Genomic DNA, 15968 nt, shown 5'->3' with positions numbered 1-15968 from the left:
CCTAGCCTCCGTAGACCAGTCCCTGTGGGTCGATCTCCGGCTTGCGGCCGGCGACGAGATCGGCAAGGAATTTCCCCGAGCCGCAAGCCATGGTCCAGCCGACATGGCCGTGCCCGGTGTCGAGATAGAGGTTCTTGTAGCGCGCCTGGCCGATGACCGGCACGGAGTTGGGCATCATCGGTCGCAGCCCAGCCCAGAGTTCGGCCTTCTTCTCGTCAAAGGCGCCGGGGAAGAGATCCTTGCCTGTTCTGAACATGGCGGCGAAGTCGCTTGGCTTGTGGGTGCGGTCGAAGCCGGTGAATTCCGCGGTTGAGGCGAGCCGCAGCCGGTTACCCAGCCTGGAATAGGCGATCAGCTGGTCCTCGTCGGCGCCGCCCATGGTCGGACCCTTGCTCTCGTCCTCCAGGGGGATCGTCGCCGTATAGCCCTTCACCGGATAGACAGGCAGGTCGATGCCATAGCGGCGGCCGAGCAGGCCGCTCTCCGGTCCCATCGAGATGACCACGGCATCGCCGGCAATCGGACCGGCCGAGGTCATCACCGCACCCACCCGGTCGCCCTCGATGGCGAGGCCCTCGACCGTCGTGCCATAGAGAAATTTCACGCCGAGCTTTTCGGCGGCGTGGGCGGCGAGCTTTTCCACAAACTGCCGGGAATCACCGGTCTGGTCGATCGGCGAATAGACGCCGCCGGCGATCTTTTCCTTCACGCCGGCAAGACCTGGTTCAAGCTCGATCAGTCGGTCGCGGCCGACGATCTCGATCGGCAGGCCATGCTCGGCCAGAAAGCGGTAATTGTCGGTGCCGGTGTCGAGACTGTGCTGCGAGCGAAAGAAATAGAGGATGCCCTTCTTGCGCTCGTCATAGCCGATCCCGGTATCGGCGGAGATGGCGTTGATGCAGTCGCGGGAATAGAGCGCCAGGCGCAGCTTGACCCGGCTGTTGGCGCGCAAGCGCTCTTTCGTGCACTGGCGCAGGAAGCGCAGGCTCCAGGCGAGGAAATAGGGATCGAAGCGCAGCCGCACCTTGATGCCGAGATCATGGTTATAGAGCGCGCGCAGGAATGTCTTCAGCGCCGCCGGCGAGGCCCAGGCGGTGGCGTCGCCCGGCGATACCAGGCCGGCATTCGACTGGCTGGTGCCGCGCGCCGGCGCCGGATGGCGCTCGATCACGGTGACCTCGTGGCCGTCGCTGGCCAGATAGTAGGCGGCCGCCGTACCGACGACGCCGGCTCCAAGCACCGTTATTTTCATACCATCCCCCAAAACTCTTCGCGGCGCAGCGCCCTGCCGCGAATGCCTTCAATAGCGCTTCGCTGGGCGCCTTGCGAGCCCTGGGGAGGACCCGGCTCATCCTCGTGCGGAGTTCTTGCCGGTCAGGATGCGCTCCCAGGCGAGCGCGTCGGCAACGATCTGGTCGAGATCGTCGCGTTGCGGGGTCCAGCCGAGTTCGGCGCGGGCGAGATCCGAATTGGCGACCACTGCCGCGGCATCGCCGGGACGGCGAGCGCCCATCTTGACTTCGAAATCATGGCCAAAGGCGCGGCGCACGCTGTCGATGACCTCGAGCACCGAATAACCATGGCTGTAGCCGCAATTGGCAACGAGACTTGTGCCGCCTTCGCGCAGTCGTTGCAGGGCAAGGCGATGCGCCGCCGCCAGATCGCTGACATGGATATAGTCGCGCATGCAGGTGCCGTCCGGCGTCGGATAATCGGTGCCGAACACCTGCATGAACGGGCGCTTGCCGAGCGCCGTTTCGCAAGCGACCTTGATCAGATGGGTGGCGCCCGGCGTCGACTGGCCGGTACGGCCCTTCGGGTCGGCGCCGGCGACGTTGAAGTAGCGCAGCGCGGTGTAGCGGAGCCCATGCGCGATCGCCGCATCGCGCAGCATCCATTCGCTCATCAGCTTGGACAGGCCATAGGGCGATTCGGGAGCCAGGCGGGCATCTTCGCGCACCGGCTCCAGCCCGGCACCGCCATAGACGGCGGCGGTCGAGGAGAAGATGAAATTGGGCACGCCCTCGCGCACCGCGGTCTCGATCAGCGTGCGCGTCTTGCAGGTGTTGTTCTCGTAGTAGCCGAGCGGATCGGCGACCGATTCCGGGACCACGATGGAGCCGGCAAAATGGATGATCGCGTCGACCTTGTTGTCCCTGATGATCGAGCCAACCAGTTCCCTGTCGGCGACATCGCCGACCACCAGCTTCGCCTCCGGCGCCACTGCCCATTCGAAGCCGGCGGAGAGGCGGTCGAGAACGACCACGCTCTCGCCGGCATCCAGCAACTCCCAGACCATATGACTGCCGATATAGCCGGCACCGCCTGTTACCAAAACCGTCATCCCAGTCCTCGCATCTCAAGATTTATCGGAAACTGTCTCAACCACCGCCTTACTGGAAAGCCTGCCGCATGGCCATTACAACCCTTGGTAACCGGCATCATCGGCATGTGGCATCATGCTGAAACAAAATTGATCCACATCAAGGGAATAGGCCACGATCCGTGGTCGTTAGGAACAGGTCCGGGGCGTGGCATTTTGACCAAAAAGGCCCGGTGGACGACCAATGGGCCAATGATTATGATCCCGCGCAAAATTGGGAAGTCGACATGAACTATCAGCGGTTCTTCGAGGAAGCGATCGACCAGCTCCATGCCGAGCGTCGCTACCGCGTCTTCGCCGACCTCGAGCGCATTGCAGGCAAGTTTCCGCGCGCCATCTGGCGTTCCAATGGGCGCGCCGAGGAAATCACCGTCTGGTGCTCCAACGACTATCTCGGCATGGGCCAGCATCCCGATGTCATCGCCGCGTTCCAGAATGCGGCGGGCAAGATGGGCTCCGGCGCCGGCGGCACCCGCAACATTTCCGGCACCAGCAACCCGCTGGTCGAGCTGGAACTGGAGCTTGCCGACCTGCACGACAAGGAAGCCGCACTCGTCTTCACCTCCGGCTTCGTCTCCAATGAAGCGTCGATCTCGACCATCGCACGGCTTTTGCCCAATTGCCTGATCATTTCGGACGAGCTGAACCACGCTTCGATGATCGAAGGCGTGCGGCGATCGGGTGCGGAAAAGAAGATCTTCCGTCACAATGACGTCGCGCACCTGGAAAGCCTGCTGCAGGCGGCGGGCCGCGAACGCGCCAAGCTGATCGTCTTCGAAAGCGTCTATTCGATGGATGGCGACATCGCGCCGATCAAGCAGATCGTCGAACTCGCCGAGCGCCACAACGCCATGACCTATATCGACGAGGTCCATGCCGTCGGCATGTACGGATCTCGCGGCGGCGGCATCACCGAGCGCGAAGGCCTGGCCGACCGCATCGACATCATCGAAGGCACGCTGGCCAAGGCGTTCGGCACGCTGGGTGGCTATATCACCGGCACCAGTGCCGTCATCGACGCCGTGCGCTCCTATGCGCCGGGCTTCATCTTCACCACGGCCCTGCCGCCGGCGATCGCCGCCGCCGCGACCACCTCGATCCGCCATCTCAAGCGCTCGCAGGCCGAGCGCGACGCGCAGCAGCGGCAGGCGACGCGAACCAAGCAGATCCTCTCGGCCGCCGGCCTGCCGGTGATGGAGTCGCCGACGCATATCGTGCCGCTGCTGGTCGGCGACCCGGAACTCTGCAAGATGGCCAGCGACCGCCTGCTTGGCGTGCACGGCATCTACATCCAGCCGATCAACTATCCGACCGTGCCGCGCGGCACGGAGCGGCTGCGTATCACGCCGACACCGTTCCATTCCGACGCGCTGATCGCCGAACTGCAGGACGCGCTGATCGAGACCTGGGATGCGCTGGGCATACCCTATGGCTCCGCTGGTCGCCCCTCCGTCGCCAAGAGCGACCGGATCATTCCACTGCTGGTGCCCAAGTCAGGCGGCTGAACCCCGTTTGAACCTCGGTCCGACGGCGGCTCAAACAGTCTTCATCCACTTCGCCAGCCGGTGCGCCGCTTCCTCGACCTGGTCGAGGCGGCGGTGGAAGCACAGTCTGAGGAAGGCTTCGCCACCGGGGCCGAAGGCCGTGCCGGGCGCCAGGCCGACATTGGCCCTGTCGACGATGTCGAAAGCGGCGGTGCGTGAATCGGTGATGCCGTCGACCGTGAAGAACAGATAGAACGCCCCTTGCGGCACGGTGAACCGGGCGCGGCCGGTGGCACCGAGAATGCCGCAGACCAGGTCGCGCGCCTTCCTCGCCCGCTCGACCTGTTCGGCAATGAAACCATCCCCCTCATCAAGGGCGGCGACCGCGCCGCGCTGCATGAACTGGGCGACGCCCGAGTTGGAATACTGGATCAGGTTCTCGAACACCTGCTGCAAGGCAGGATGGGTCTTGATCCAGCCAACGCGCCAGCCGGTCATCGCCCAGTTCTTGGAAAAGCTGTTGACGAACAGGATGCGATCCTCAGCCGTCGCGATGTCGAGGAAGGAGGGCGCACGGCCATGGCCGTAGTGGAACAGCGCATAGATCTCGTCGGCGATGATCCAGAGGTTTTTGGCGCGGGCGAGATCGAGGATCGCCTGCAAGGTCTCGTGGTCAGCGGTCCAGCCGGTCGGGTTCGACGGCGTGTTGATGAACAGCGCCTTGGTGCGCGGCGTGATCGCCGCCGCGATCTTCTCGACGTCGCAGGACCAGCCATTGCCGGAGTGATCGAGCGTGACCGCCACCGGAACGGCTCCCGATATCGCCGCGGCAGCGTCGAAATTAGGCCAGGCCGGCGACAGATAGACAACCTCGTCGCCGGCGCCGGCGAGCGCATCGAGCGCCAGCTGGATGGCATGCATGCCAGACCCGGTGACGATGAACTGTTCCTCGGGGAACGTCTTGCCGAAATGCCTGGCATAGTAGCGGGCAAGCGCCTGCCTCAGATCGGGGATGCCCCTTTGCCAAGTGTAGAACGTCTCGCCGCCGGCCAGAGCCTTCGAAGCTGCATCGGTGATGAAGGCCGGCGTCGGCAGGTCGCCCTCACCGGCCCAGAGCGGGATCATGCCCTCGCGCAGGCGGCCGTAATTGACGACGGCGACAATACCGCTTTCGGGCGCCGCACGGGCTTCCGCGCGCAAGCTGTCGATCAAGGTCATGGCGGGTCCGTTCCAATCTCGGGCGTCAATCAGCGCTCCTTACCAGATGCGAAAGCAGAAAACCCCGGCCGCGAACGACCGGGGTTTTGGTCCAGCAAAGCCGCCAGAGAGGTTAGCGCTTGGCGAGCAGATCGCGAATTTCGGTCAGCAGCGCAACGTCGGCGGGCGGCGGCGCGGCAGGTGCCGCAGGCTTCTCGGCCTCAAGCCGCTTGCGCATGCTGTTCACCGCCTTGACCATGAGGAAGATGATGAAGGCAAGGATGAGGAAATTCAGCACCGCGGTGATGAAGCTGCCATAGGCGAAAACAGCGCCTTGCTTTTTGGCGTCCGCCAGCGCGGTGGCGTTGACTGCCGAGGACAGTCCAAAGAAATAGTTGTTGAAGTCCAGTCCGCCGAAGATCGCGCCGACGATCGGCATGATGACGTCGTCGACCAGCGAAGTGACGATCTTGCCAAAGGCCGCGCCGATGATGACGCCGACCGCAAGGTCCATCACATTGCCCTTGGAAATGAATTCCTGGAATTCCTTCAGCATTCGACCCTCCTTGTCGTGACCGGCCGCTCTGCCGTTCCGTCCTTGCGGCATCGACCCGAGGGCAACATAACAAAAACCTGGGGTTGCAACATGGGCAAAAAGGGGAAAGCAACCGGTTTCTCCTTACATGACGGAACCTCGGGCGGAACCTCGGGCAGCGCCTTGGACGTCAGCTTGGTTGCTGTCTGAATGTCGCCACCATGCTTCCAAAGCCGCAATGGACTCGGACGCCAAGCTGTGATTGCGTTCGGACAAGCCGGATAAAAAGGCGGCAAAGGAGGAAATTCCAGGCGTGCAGGGCTTGTTCATCGTCATCATCGCGATCGCCTATGTGACGCTGCTGTTCGCCATCGCCAGCCTGGGCGACCGCCGCTCGGCGATATCCGGGCCGAGCCGGGCGCGGCCGTTCATCTACGCGCTCAGCCTTGCCATCTACTGCACGTCCTGGACCTTCTTCGGCTCGGTTGGCCTCTCCTCAGAGCGCGGTCTTGAATTCCTCGGCATCTATACCGGCCCGGTGCTGGTGTTCGTGTTCGGGTTTCCGCTGCTCAACCGCATCGTGCGGCTGGCCAAGACGGAGAAGATCACCTCGATCGCCGACTTCCTCGGCGCCCGCTATGGCAAGAGCTTCACCGTCTCGGCGATCGCGACGCTGATCGCGACAATCGGCGCGGTGCCATATATCGCGCTGCAGTTGAAGGCGATCTCCGGTTCGGTCAGCCTGATGGTCGAGCATTACACCGGCTCGCCACCCTCCTTCGATCCGTTCGTCAGCGACATCTCGCTGGTCGTCGCCATGCTGCTGGCGCTGTTTGCGGTGCTGTTCGGCACACGCCATGCCGATGCCACCGAACACCAGGACGGGCTGGTGCTGGCAGTTGCGGTCGAGACCGTAGTCAAGCTCGCCGCTTTCCTGGCGATCGGCCTGATGGTCACCTTCCTGATTTTCGGCGGCCCTGGCGACATGTTCGACAAGTTGGCGCAGAACGCACAGGTCCGGCAGGCGATGGGCTACAACACCTCCCTTGCCACCTGGCTGGTGCTGACTTGCCTGAGCGGTTTCGCCATCATCATGCTGCCGAGGCAATTCTACGTCACCATCGTCGAGAACCGCGGCGAGAGCGAATTGCGCACCGCGACATGGGTGTTTCCGCTCTATCTGGTGGCAATCAATTTGTTCGTGCTGCCGATCGCCTTTGCAGGCCTGTCGCTGGTCGGCACCGGGACCAGCAGCGATCTCTATGTGCTGTCGCTGCCTCTGTTCAGCGGCCATGATCTGCTGGCGATGGCAGCCTTCATCGGCGGCCTGTCGGCGGCAACGGCCATGGTGATCGTCGAAAGCGTGGCGTTGTCGATCATGATCTCCAACGACCTCGTCATTCCGCTGTTCGTGCGCCGCCTGCTCAAGACGTCGACCTCCGAGGATGAAGACTGGTCGACGCTGATCCTCAATGTGCGGCGCGGGGCGATCTTCATCCTGCTGTTCATCGCCTTCCTCTACTACCGCGAGAGCACCAACAGCGCGCGGCTGTCGTCGATCGGCCTGATGTCGTTTGCGGCCATTGCCCAGTTCGCGCCCGCGCTGATAGGCGGACTGATCTGGCGTGGCGCCAATGGCCGGGGTGCTGCACTCGGCATGGTCGCCGGCATCCTCGTCTGGGGCTACACGCTGCTGCTTCCATCGCTTGCCGCACCCGACACCGACATCATCGCGCACGGGCTGTTCGGCTTCGAGGCGCTGCGGCCGCAGGCGCTGTTCGGCACAGTCGCCGAACCGCTGAACCACGGCGTGTTGTGGAGCCTGTCGATCAACGCGGTGTTCTTCGTGCTCGGCTCCCTGTCGCGCGCGTCGGTGCCGTTGGAGCGCATCCAGGCGTCGATCTTCGTGCCGCGCGATGCCGGCCCGATGCCCAGCCTGCGCCGCTTCCGCACCGCCATCACCGTCAACGACCTCAAGGACACGATCTCGCGCTATCTCGGCGTCGAGCGCACCGAGCGCTCCTTCCAGTCGTTCGAAAAGACCAATGGCGCCTCGCTGCACGGCAAAGAGCAGGCGAGCATGGACGTCATCCGTTTTTCCGAGCAATTGCTGGCCAGCGCCGTCGGCTCTTCCTCGGCACGGCTGATCCTGTCGCTGCTGTTTCGGCGCCACGACCGCGAATCCAGGGATGCCTTCCGGCTGCTCGACGACGCCACCGAGGCACTGCAGCACAATCGCGACCTCTTGCAGATCGCGCTCGATCAGATGGAGCAAGGCATCACCGTTTTCGACCGCGATTTCCGCCTGATCTGCTGGAACCGCCAGTACCGCGCGCTGTTCGACCTGCCCGACGAGATGGGTCAGGTCGGCGTCTCGCTCGACCGCATCCTGCGCCATCTTGCCGAGCGCGGCGACATTCCATCGGACCAGCGTGTGGCCATGCTCAACCGGCTGACCAGCTTCGTCAGTCCGTGGCAGATGGAGTTGAAGACCAGCGGCCGCATCCTCGAGCTGCGTTCCAACCCGATGCCGGATGGCGGCATTGTCGCCACCTATGCCGACATTTCCGGACGCGTCGAACAGGACCTGGCGCTGAAGCGCGCCAATGAATCGCTGGAGCAGCGCGTCAAGACCCGCACCATCGAGCTGACCCGCGTCAACGAAGAGCTGGCGCAGGCACAGATGCTGGCCGAGGAGGCCAATCTCGGCAAGACACGCTTCCTTGCCGCCGCTGGCCACGACATCCTGCAGCCGCTGAACGCTGCCCGGCTCTATTGCTCGTCGCTGATCGAGAAGGCCGGCAAGGGGCCTGCCGGCAAGGCAGCGGTCAACATCGAATCCTCGCTGGAATCGGTCGAGACCATTCTCGGTGCCGTGCTCGACATCTCCCGCCTCGATGCCGGCGCGATGAAGCCGGACGACACCGCTTTCAACCTTGACGGATTGCTGCGCCAGATCGGTAACGATTTTCGGCCACTGGCTGCCGAAAAGAAACTCGGCCTGACGATCATGCCGTCGTCGCTGACCGTGATGACGGACCGCAACCTGCTGCGCCGCCTGATCCAGAATCTCGTCTCCAATGCCATCAAGTACACGCGGAACGGCCGTGTGCTGGTCGGCGTTCGCCGTCGCGGCGACCTGGCCGAAATCCAGGTGATCGACACCGGTATCGGCATCGCCGGCGACGAACTGAACACCGTCTTTCACGAATTCACCCGGCTGGACGAAGGTGCGCGCGAAGCCGAGGGCCTCGGTCTCGGCCTTTCCATCGTCGATCGTATCGCCCGGGTTTTGCGCCTGGAGATCCGGATCTTTTCCAATCCGGGCAAGGGCACGCGCTTCTCCGTCATCCTGCCGGTCGCCGCCGTGCAGGAGCCACGACGCGAGATCGAAACCAGGGCCCCTGCCCGCGCGACAGCTTCGCTGGCCGGCCTGCATGTGCTCTGCATCGACAACGATGCCCGCATCCTCGAAGGCATGCGGCTCCTGCTCGAGGGCTGGGGCTGCAATGTCGACACGATATCAGGCTCGAGGGATCTGGCGGGTGCCACGATGCACCGCCCGGACATTGTCCTTGCCGACTACCATCTCGACGGTGAAACCGGCCTCGACATCATCGTCAGGCTGCGCGCGATCCATGGCGACGCGCTGCCGGCTGTGCTGGTCACTGCCGACCGCACCAACGAGGTGCGCACGGCCGCGGCCGGGCTCGAGATTCCGGTGATCAACAAGCCACTGAAGCCGGCGGTGCTGCGTTCGATGATGGCCAGGGTCAGGCCGCTGGCATCGGCCGCCGAATGACGATTCCGACGAGACCCGCGTGTCAGCCGGCTGGCTGCAGCGGGTCACTGCCGATCTTGGACAGCAGGATCACTGCCTGGGTGCGGCTGTCGACGCCGAGCTTCTGCAGGATGGCCGAGACATGCGCCTTGATCGTGGCCTCGGAGACGCCGAGCTCATAGGCGATCTGCTTGTTGAGCAGGCCCTCGGCCAGCATGCCGAGCACGCGGGTCTGCTGCGGGGTCAGCGCCTGCAGGCGCTTGATCAGGTCGGAAATCTCGGGATCGCGCTCGACGCCGAGATCGATGCCGACGGGCGCGGCGATGTCGCCGGCAAGCACCGACTGCACGGCGTCGCGGATCTCCTCCATACTGGCCGACTTGGAGATGAAGCCGGAAGCACCGAGATCGAGCGCACGCCTGATGGTCGCCGGATCGTCATGCGCCGAGACCACGACCAGCGGCACCGCCGGATGGATGCCGCGAAGCGAGATCAGGCCGGAAAGGCCGCTGGCGCCCGGCATCGACAGATCTAACAGCACCAGATCGACATCTTCGTTGGCCACGACCAGCGCCTTGGCGCTCTCGAAATCACCGGCCTCGTGGATTGCCGCGACATTGCCTATGCCGGCGAGCGCTTCGCGCAGCGCACCGCGAAACAGCGGGTGGTCGTCGGCGATGACGAAAGAATAGCCTGACGGCAAATGTCCCTCCCCGAATCCCGATGATTTTTTAGCTCTTTCCGGGACCAGTTGGACGATTATGAGGGGCTGCGCGCTGTTTTCAAGCGGCAAAGCCAGCGCGCCGCGTTTTCCCTGTTTCGAGCGCTCAGGTCTTCTGCGAGTTGAGCTGCGCGCCGTTGTCCTTGTCCATATCCTTGACGATGCCCATGAAACCACGCAGGAAACGCTCCATGTAGCTCATCGTCTTGTTGAAATCCTCCTCGCTCGGCAATTGCGATTCGAGGCGGGCGGAGAGCGAATTCTCGAGCTTGGTAACGCGCTCGTCCATCGCCTTCATCGAGGTCTGGAGGCGGTCGACCTCATCCTGGAAAGCGGCGCGTTCGTCAGCCGCCATCTTGCAGACGAGCTGGCCGGAGCGTTCCTCGCAGATCGACATCGCACCGGTCTGCGTATCCATGCGGACAAAGCCGTTATCAGACTTTTCCAGCCGGTAGCGATCGGTTTCTTCCGAATACGCTGAAGCCGCGACCAGCGAAACGAGCGCGGCGGGGATCAAGATGTGCTGCAGACGCATGTTGTCCTCCATGGCCAAAGCCTGATTTATCGCATGTTTGCGCCGGAATTGGGGAAGACCCTTGGCGTGGTCTTTCCCGCGTGGCTGGTTCGGACTATAGCGCAACCATGTCTCAGTTTATCTACAAGATAACCCCGGAAGGGCCTTGGCGCGAGGCCGAAGCCAATGGCCGCTTCACCGGCGCGCAGATCGATGTCGCCGACGGCTTCATCCATTTCTCCACGGCAGGGCAGGTCAGGGAAACCGCGGCGAAGCATTTTGCCGGCCAGACCGGCCTCCTGCTGGTCGCCATCGACGGCTCGCGTCTGGGCGCCGCGCTGAAATACGAGGTCTCGCGCGGCGGCGCGCCGTTTCCGCATCTCTATGGCGTGCTGGACCTGAAAGCCGTCCTTTGGGTCCGACCGCTGCCGCTTGGCGCCGACGGTACCCACCAGTTCCCGGCACTGGAGGCCGAATGAGCGTGCTCGACAGGCTCGGCCAGAAGCTGCTGTTCACATTCGATCCGGAAACCGCTCATGGCATGTCGATCGCAGCGCTGCGATGCGGCCTGCCTGTCGGCGCGCGGACAACGCGCGATGCGCGGCTGAAGGTGACGGTCTGCGGCCTCGATTTCCCCAACCCGCTCGGCATGGCGGCCGGCTATGACAAGAACGCCGAGGTGCCCGATGCGCTGCTTGGGCTCGGCTTCGGCTTTGCCGAGGTCGGCACGGTCACGCCGCTGCCGCAGGCCGGCAACCCGAAACCGCGCATCTTCCGGCTGACGGCGGATGAGGCGGTGATCAACCGGCTGGGCTTCAACAATGAAGGCCACGCGGCCGCCGAAAAGCGCCTCACCGCCCGCAAGGGGCGTCCCGGCATCGTTGGCGTGAATATCGGCGCCAACAAGGACAGCGCCGACCGCATCGGCGACTATGAGCGCGGCGTTACCCGCTTTGCGCCCTATGCCAATTATCTGACGGTCAACATCTCCTCGCCCAACACGCCGGGGCTGCGCAACATGCAGGCGCGCGAGCAGCTCGGCGAGCTTTTGTCACGCGTCATGGCCGCGCGCGCCGCCGCAACGGCGCAGCCGCCAGTCTTCCTCAAGATCGCGCCGGACCTGGTCGAGGCCGAGCTGGAAGACATCGCCGCCGAGGTCACCGAGAAGCGGATCGACGGTGTCATCGTCTCCAACACCACCATCTCCCGGCCAGGGCTGCGCAGTGGCGACGCCGCGCGCGAGACAGGCGGGCTCTCCGGCAGACCACTGTTCGAACGCTCGACCATCGTGCTGGCCAGGATGCGCAAACTGCTCGGGCCAGAGCTTGCCATCATCGGCGTCGGCGGCGTCGATTCGACCGACGCGGCGCTGGAAAAGATCCGAGCCGGCGCCGATCTCGTTCAGCTCTACACCAGCATGATCTATGCCGGCCCCGCACTGCCGGGCCGGATCGTCGCCGGGATGGCACGCTTTGCCGAAACGGGGCGCCTCAGATCCATTCGCGATTTGCGCGACAGCCATCTCGATCAATGGGCGTCGAAACCGCTCAGCTGAACGCCGTCCGCAGTCGCAGCCGCAAAATCGTCAGCAGGCTGAAGCCCCGCGCCAGCAAGAAGACGTGCAACGCCGCCCACAGGCCATGGTTGCCAAAGGCAGGCGCCAAGGTGAGCAACGCGACTACAAAGACCAGGAACGACAGCAGCATCATGTTGCGCATGTCACGCGACCAGGTCGCGCCGATGAAGACGCCATCCATCTGGAATGCCAGCACGCCGCTCAACGCGGTGAACGCTGCCCATGGCAGGTAGATATCGGCCACTGAACGGACCTCCACCGCCGTCGTCACGAGAGCGACCAGATTGGCGCCGGCCAGCAGCAGCAACAGGGTCGCCGCACCCGCCAGCCCGAACCCCCAAAACAAGGTGAGCCGCACTGCCTGCCGGAACGGTGTTGCCGCACGCGCGCCGACGGCACGGCCGGCCAGTTGTTCGGCGGCGGTGGCAAAGCCATCGAGGAAATAACCGGCAACGAGAAAGAAATTCATCAGGACGGCGTTGGCGGCCAGCGTCACCGTGCCGAACTGCGCACCCTGGCGGGTGAACAGTGCGAAGGCGGCCAGCAGCGAGAACGAACGGATCATGATGTCGCGGTTGAGCGACAGCATGCGCAGGAAGGCAGCCATGTCGAGCAGACGGTGGCGTGGCAAGGACGGCGCCGCCCGGAACCGGAGGACCACGATCGCCAGGCCGAGCAGCATGGCAAGGAACTCACCGGCGACGGTAGCCCAGGCGACCCCTGCCACGCCCCAGCCAAGCTTCAATCCAAGCAGGAAGCAGAGCGCGATGTTGATGCCGTTCAGCACCAATTGCAGCATCAGCCCTAGCCCGCCCTCGCCGCGCCCCAGGACATAGCCGAGGATGGCATAGTTGATCAGCGAGAAGGGGGCTGCGAGCATCCTGATGTGGATATAGACGGCCATTGCCTCGCTGACGCGCGGTTCGGCGCCCATGAACTTTTGCCCGGCGATGGCAACCAGCGGCGCAAGTGCGGCGAGCACGATGCCGGCGACAACCGCGATCAGCACGGCGCGCCAGAACACCGCCTGTTCCTCCAGTTCGTCGCCGCGCCCGAAGGCCTGGGCGACGAGGCCGGTGGTACCCGAGCGCAGGAAATTGAAGGTGGTGAAGACGACGTCGAAAACAAGTGCGCCTGCCGCCAGGCCGCCGAGCAAGGCGGCGTCGCCGAACTGGCCGACGACAGCCGTGTCGACCAGGCCGAGCATCGGTGTCGTCAGATAGGCAAGCGTCATCGGCACCGCGATTGCGAGCACGGACCGGTTGGTGACGACAAAGGACCTGGCGTCGGCTGGGATTGCACCCTTGTCCAAAGGATTGCTGCCTTGCTGATTGCGGCTTGATCGAACAGCCGGTGTGCCCCATTTTGCCGGCATCGCGCAATCACCCATCCCGTGACGGCCAACCGAATCCCCTTTCTGGCGCGAGCCCGCCGGACCCAGTTCATGCCCCTGCAGATCGTCCACCATCCCGACTACGACGCCGGCTTCGCCGTCAACCATCGCTTTCCGATGAGCAAATATCCGCTGCTGATGGACGCCTTGCGCGCACGCGGTCTGGCCGGGCCCGACGCGCTCAACATCGCCGAACCGGCGCCGGCATCATGGCTGAAACTTGCCCATGCGGCGGAGTATGTCGACCAGGTCATCAGCTGCTCGGTGCCTGAAAAAATCGAGCGCGAAATCGGTTTTCCGGTTGGCCCACGCGTCTCCTTGCGCGCACAGCTTGCAACCGGCGGCACGGTGCTGGCGGCGCGGCTCGCCTTGCGCCACGGCATCGCCTGCAACACCGCCGGCGGCAGCCATCATGCGCGGCGCGCGCAAGGCGCCGGCTTCTGCACCTTCAACGATGTCGCTGTCGCCGCGCTGGTCCTGCTTGCCGAGGGCGCCGCACAAAACATCCTGGTCGTCGACCTCGACGTACATCAGGGCGACGGGACGGCCGACATTCTCGCGGGCGATCCGCGCGTGTTCAGCTTTTCCATGCATGGCGACCGCAACTACCCCGCGCGCAAGATCGCCTCCGACCTCGATGTCGCGCTGCCCGACGGCACAGGTGACGCTGCCTATATCGAAAGGCTCGCCGCCATTCTGCCGGAACTGTCGGCCCAAGCGCATTGGGACATCGTCTTCTACAATGCCGGCGTCGACGTCCATGCCGAGGACAGGCTTGGACGGCTGTCGCTATCGGATGACGGCTTGCGCGCTCGCGACGACATGGTGATCCGCCATTTTCGCACGCTGGGCATTCCCGTCTGCGGCGTCATCGGTGGCGGTTATTCAACCGATGTGGCAACGCTCGCCGCTCGCCACGCCATCCTGTTCGAGGTGGCGTCAAGCTATATCAGATAATCCTTTTACGCATGATCTTGCCCGAAAACCGGTTCCCACTTTTCGGGATCATGCTCTACTTCCGGTAGCTGGCGATCCTGATCAGGATGAAGGCCGGGACGACGATCGCCGCACCCAGCAAGATGTAGCCGAGAAAGCGATCGATGGCGTGGAAGCCGAGATTCCAGAGATCGGTGAAGAACTTCCGGATGCCATAGAACACGTCCATCGGCGACCAGCCGAAGGCATTCATGACCAGGCCGACGAGGAACGACACCACCAGCAGCTTCAGGATCACCCTGAGCGGCGAGTCGCCGAGAAAGCGCGTCAATGCGGACAAGGCCCGTCTCCCGATTGAGGTGCCCAGACTCGAGGGCGTCGGCCCAGACATACGCACTTGGCTTCCTGGCTTCAAGCCGACAGGTTTGCCTGGATAGCCTAGGCCTTGGGCGAGACAGAGCGCGGCCCTGTCGTGCGAATGATACTGATCGAGCCCATGCCGATTTGCTAAGAATCGGTAAACAGCACCTATCTAATTTGTTGAAAATAAAGCGAAAAATCTTCATTTTTCGATTTCTCGCAATGTGCGTGCAATTTTCGACTGCGAGATAACCCACGTCTTTCAGGCAGAGGTTGCGCGAAAAGATCCGGTCACCCACCACGACTGCCTTGTGTCAGTTTCCGTGACCAGCGCGACCGTTCCCGGCGAGACAAGTGAGCGGGAGCGCGACCGCCCCAATGGTCAGGCTCCCAAGAGATCAACCTGCGTATCTTCGGATGCGCGTGCGTGTTGGAGTAATGCAATGTCCCCCCAAGCAATGATGCTGCTGACGGCAAGTGCGCTTGCCATGTGCCTGAACGGCTCGGCAATGGCTGCCGATCTCGCGCCTGCCTACAACGATCCTCCCGCCTTTCAGTGGAGCGGCGCCTATGTCGGCGTACATGGCGACACGGCATTCACTGGGATGCCGAACCCGTTTGCCGGCAGAAACGGCCTCAGCGGCGGTATCCAGGCCGGCTACAATCAGCAGCTAGGCTCGGGAGTCCTGGGGGCCGAGATCGAAGGCTCCTACCTGGGCGGCGCCGAGCACGACGTCGAGGGCGGCAAGGTCAAGGAAAAGTGGCGCGGTGCCGCCAAGGCCAAAGCCGGCGTGAGCATCGACCAGACGCTGCTGTTCGAAACCGGGAGCGTTGCGCTGACCAAATTCGACAAGGGCGACAAGGTCAGCAGCAGCGACGGATGGAAACTCGGCTATCTCTTCGGCGCCGGTATCGAGCAGGGTTTAGCCGGTGGCCTCTCGACCAAGGTCGAACCTTGCCTGCCAGATCGCGCTTCTGCATGACGGCACAATCCGGATATTGGCCGGGTCCTGGCGCGGCGCGCGCATCCGCATGGAACTGCCGGTTCGGTCGTGACCGTGGCCGCCGGCGGCGGAAAAAGGCGACCG

14 protein-coding genes are annotated in these 15968 nt (G+C 63.7%); 6 read left to right on the top strand and 8 right to left on the bottom strand.

What is annotated here, in order from left to right; translation table 11 throughout:
* Position 1: 1 nt before the first annotated feature.
* Together AC1D08_RS04525 and galE are read right to left on the bottom strand one after the other, a co-directional pair.
* Complete coding sequence (locus tag AC1D08_RS04525) at positions 2–1252, bottom strand: D-amino acid dehydrogenase (RefSeq protein ID WP_457152892.1); 1251 nt, start codon at positions 1250–1252, stop codon at positions 2–4.
* Between the two features lie 96 nt (positions 1253–1348).
* A complete protein-coding gene (gene galE, locus AC1D08_RS04520) occupies positions 1349–2344 on the bottom strand; it encodes a UDP-glucose 4-epimerase GalE (RefSeq protein WP_477422598.1) in 996 nt (331 codons plus the stop codon).
* A 266-nt stretch (positions 2345–2610) separates the two neighbouring features.
* Here galE and hemA point away from each other — a divergent pair, with 266 nt between their 5' ends.
* Entirely contained in the window at positions 2611–3888 is a 1278-nt protein-coding gene (gene hemA / locus AC1D08_RS04515) for a 5-aminolevulinate synthase (RefSeq protein WP_457152890.1), read from the top strand.
* 30 nt (positions 3889–3918) lie between these two features.
* Here the strand turns inward: hemA and AC1D08_RS04510 are convergent, their stop codons facing one another.
* Entirely contained in the window at positions 3919–5085 is a 1167-nt protein-coding gene (locus AC1D08_RS04510; protein ID WP_477398958.1) for a pyridoxal phosphate-dependent aminotransferase, read from the bottom strand.
* 112 nt (positions 5086–5197) lie between these two features.
* A complete protein-coding gene (mscL, locus tag AC1D08_RS04505; RefSeq protein ID WP_477422596.1) occupies positions 5198–5620 on the bottom strand; it encodes a large conductance mechanosensitive channel protein MscL in 423 nt (140 codons plus the stop codon).
* Positions 5621–5912: 292 nt separating this feature from the next.
* Here mscL and AC1D08_RS04500 point away from each other — a divergent pair, with 292 nt between their 5' ends.
* Positions 5913–9401, top strand: a complete 3489-nt coding sequence (locus AC1D08_RS04500; protein WP_457154283.1) for a PAS domain-containing hybrid sensor histidine kinase/response regulator — start codon at positions 5913–5915, stop codon at positions 9399–9401.
* 22 nt (positions 9402–9423) lie between these two features.
* Here AC1D08_RS04500 and AC1D08_RS04495 read toward each other — a convergent pair whose 3' ends face one another.
* Positions 9424–10083 (bottom strand): response regulator transcription factor, encoded by a 660-nt coding sequence (locus AC1D08_RS04495; RefSeq protein ID WP_095082229.1) that lies wholly within the window; start codon positions 10081–10083, stop codon positions 9424–9426.
* Positions 10084–10207: 124 nt separating this feature from the next.
* Positions 10208–10636, bottom strand: a complete 429-nt coding sequence (locus AC1D08_RS04490) for a hypothetical protein (RefSeq protein WP_477422593.1) — start codon at positions 10634–10636, stop codon at positions 10208–10210.
* Positions 10637–10743: 107 nt separating this feature from the next.
* Between AC1D08_RS04490 and AC1D08_RS04485 the strand changes: the two genes are divergently transcribed.
* Both AC1D08_RS04485 and AC1D08_RS04480 read left to right on the top strand, forming a co-directional pair.
* Positions 10744–11094 (top strand): DUF952 domain-containing protein, encoded by a 351-nt coding sequence (locus tag AC1D08_RS04485; protein WP_457153266.1) that lies wholly within the window; start codon positions 10744–10746, stop codon positions 11092–11094.
* Positions 11091–12170, top strand: coding sequence for a quinone-dependent dihydroorotate dehydrogenase (locus AC1D08_RS04480; protein ID WP_457153265.1), 1080 nt, complete (start codon positions 11091–11093; stop codon positions 12168–12170). The genes AC1D08_RS04485 and AC1D08_RS04480 overlap by 4 nt, the downstream gene beginning before the upstream one ends.
* On the opposite strand, the gene AC1D08_RS04475 is transcribed toward AC1D08_RS04480, so the two are convergent.
* Positions 12163–13503 carry an MATE family efflux transporter gene (locus AC1D08_RS04475; protein ID WP_457153264.1) on the bottom strand — a complete coding sequence of 447 codons (1341 nt, stop codon included), beginning with the start codon at positions 13501–13503 and terminating at the stop codon, positions 12163–12165. The two genes, AC1D08_RS04480 and AC1D08_RS04475, sit on opposite strands and share 8 nt — an antisense overlap.
* Positions 13504–13635: 132 nt before the next feature.
* Here AC1D08_RS04475 and AC1D08_RS04470 point away from each other — a divergent pair, with 132 nt between their 5' ends.
* Positions 13636–14541, top strand: coding sequence for a histone deacetylase family protein (locus tag AC1D08_RS04470; RefSeq protein WP_457153263.1), 906 nt, complete (start codon positions 13636–13638; stop codon positions 14539–14541).
* Positions 14542–14596: 55 nt separating this feature from the next.
* Here AC1D08_RS04470 and AC1D08_RS04465 read toward each other — a convergent pair whose 3' ends face one another.
* The gene (locus AC1D08_RS04465; RefSeq protein WP_457153262.1) at positions 14597–14860 is read right to left on the bottom strand and encodes a DUF6460 domain-containing protein; all 264 of its coding nucleotides are present in this window, start codon (positions 14858–14860) and stop codon (positions 14597–14599) included.
* Between the two features lie 463 nt (positions 14861–15323).
* Between AC1D08_RS04465 and AC1D08_RS04460 the strand changes: the two genes are divergently transcribed.
* Entirely contained in the window at positions 15324–15863 is a 540-nt protein-coding gene (locus AC1D08_RS04460; RefSeq protein WP_457153261.1) for an outer membrane protein, read from the top strand.
* Positions 15864–15968 lie beyond the last annotated feature (105 nt).

It is taken from the genome of Mesorhizobium sp. P2_E6 (assembly GCF_056403835.1).
Note: the sequence above shows the minus strand (reverse complement) of the source record. Positions and strands in the feature narration are given on the sequence as shown.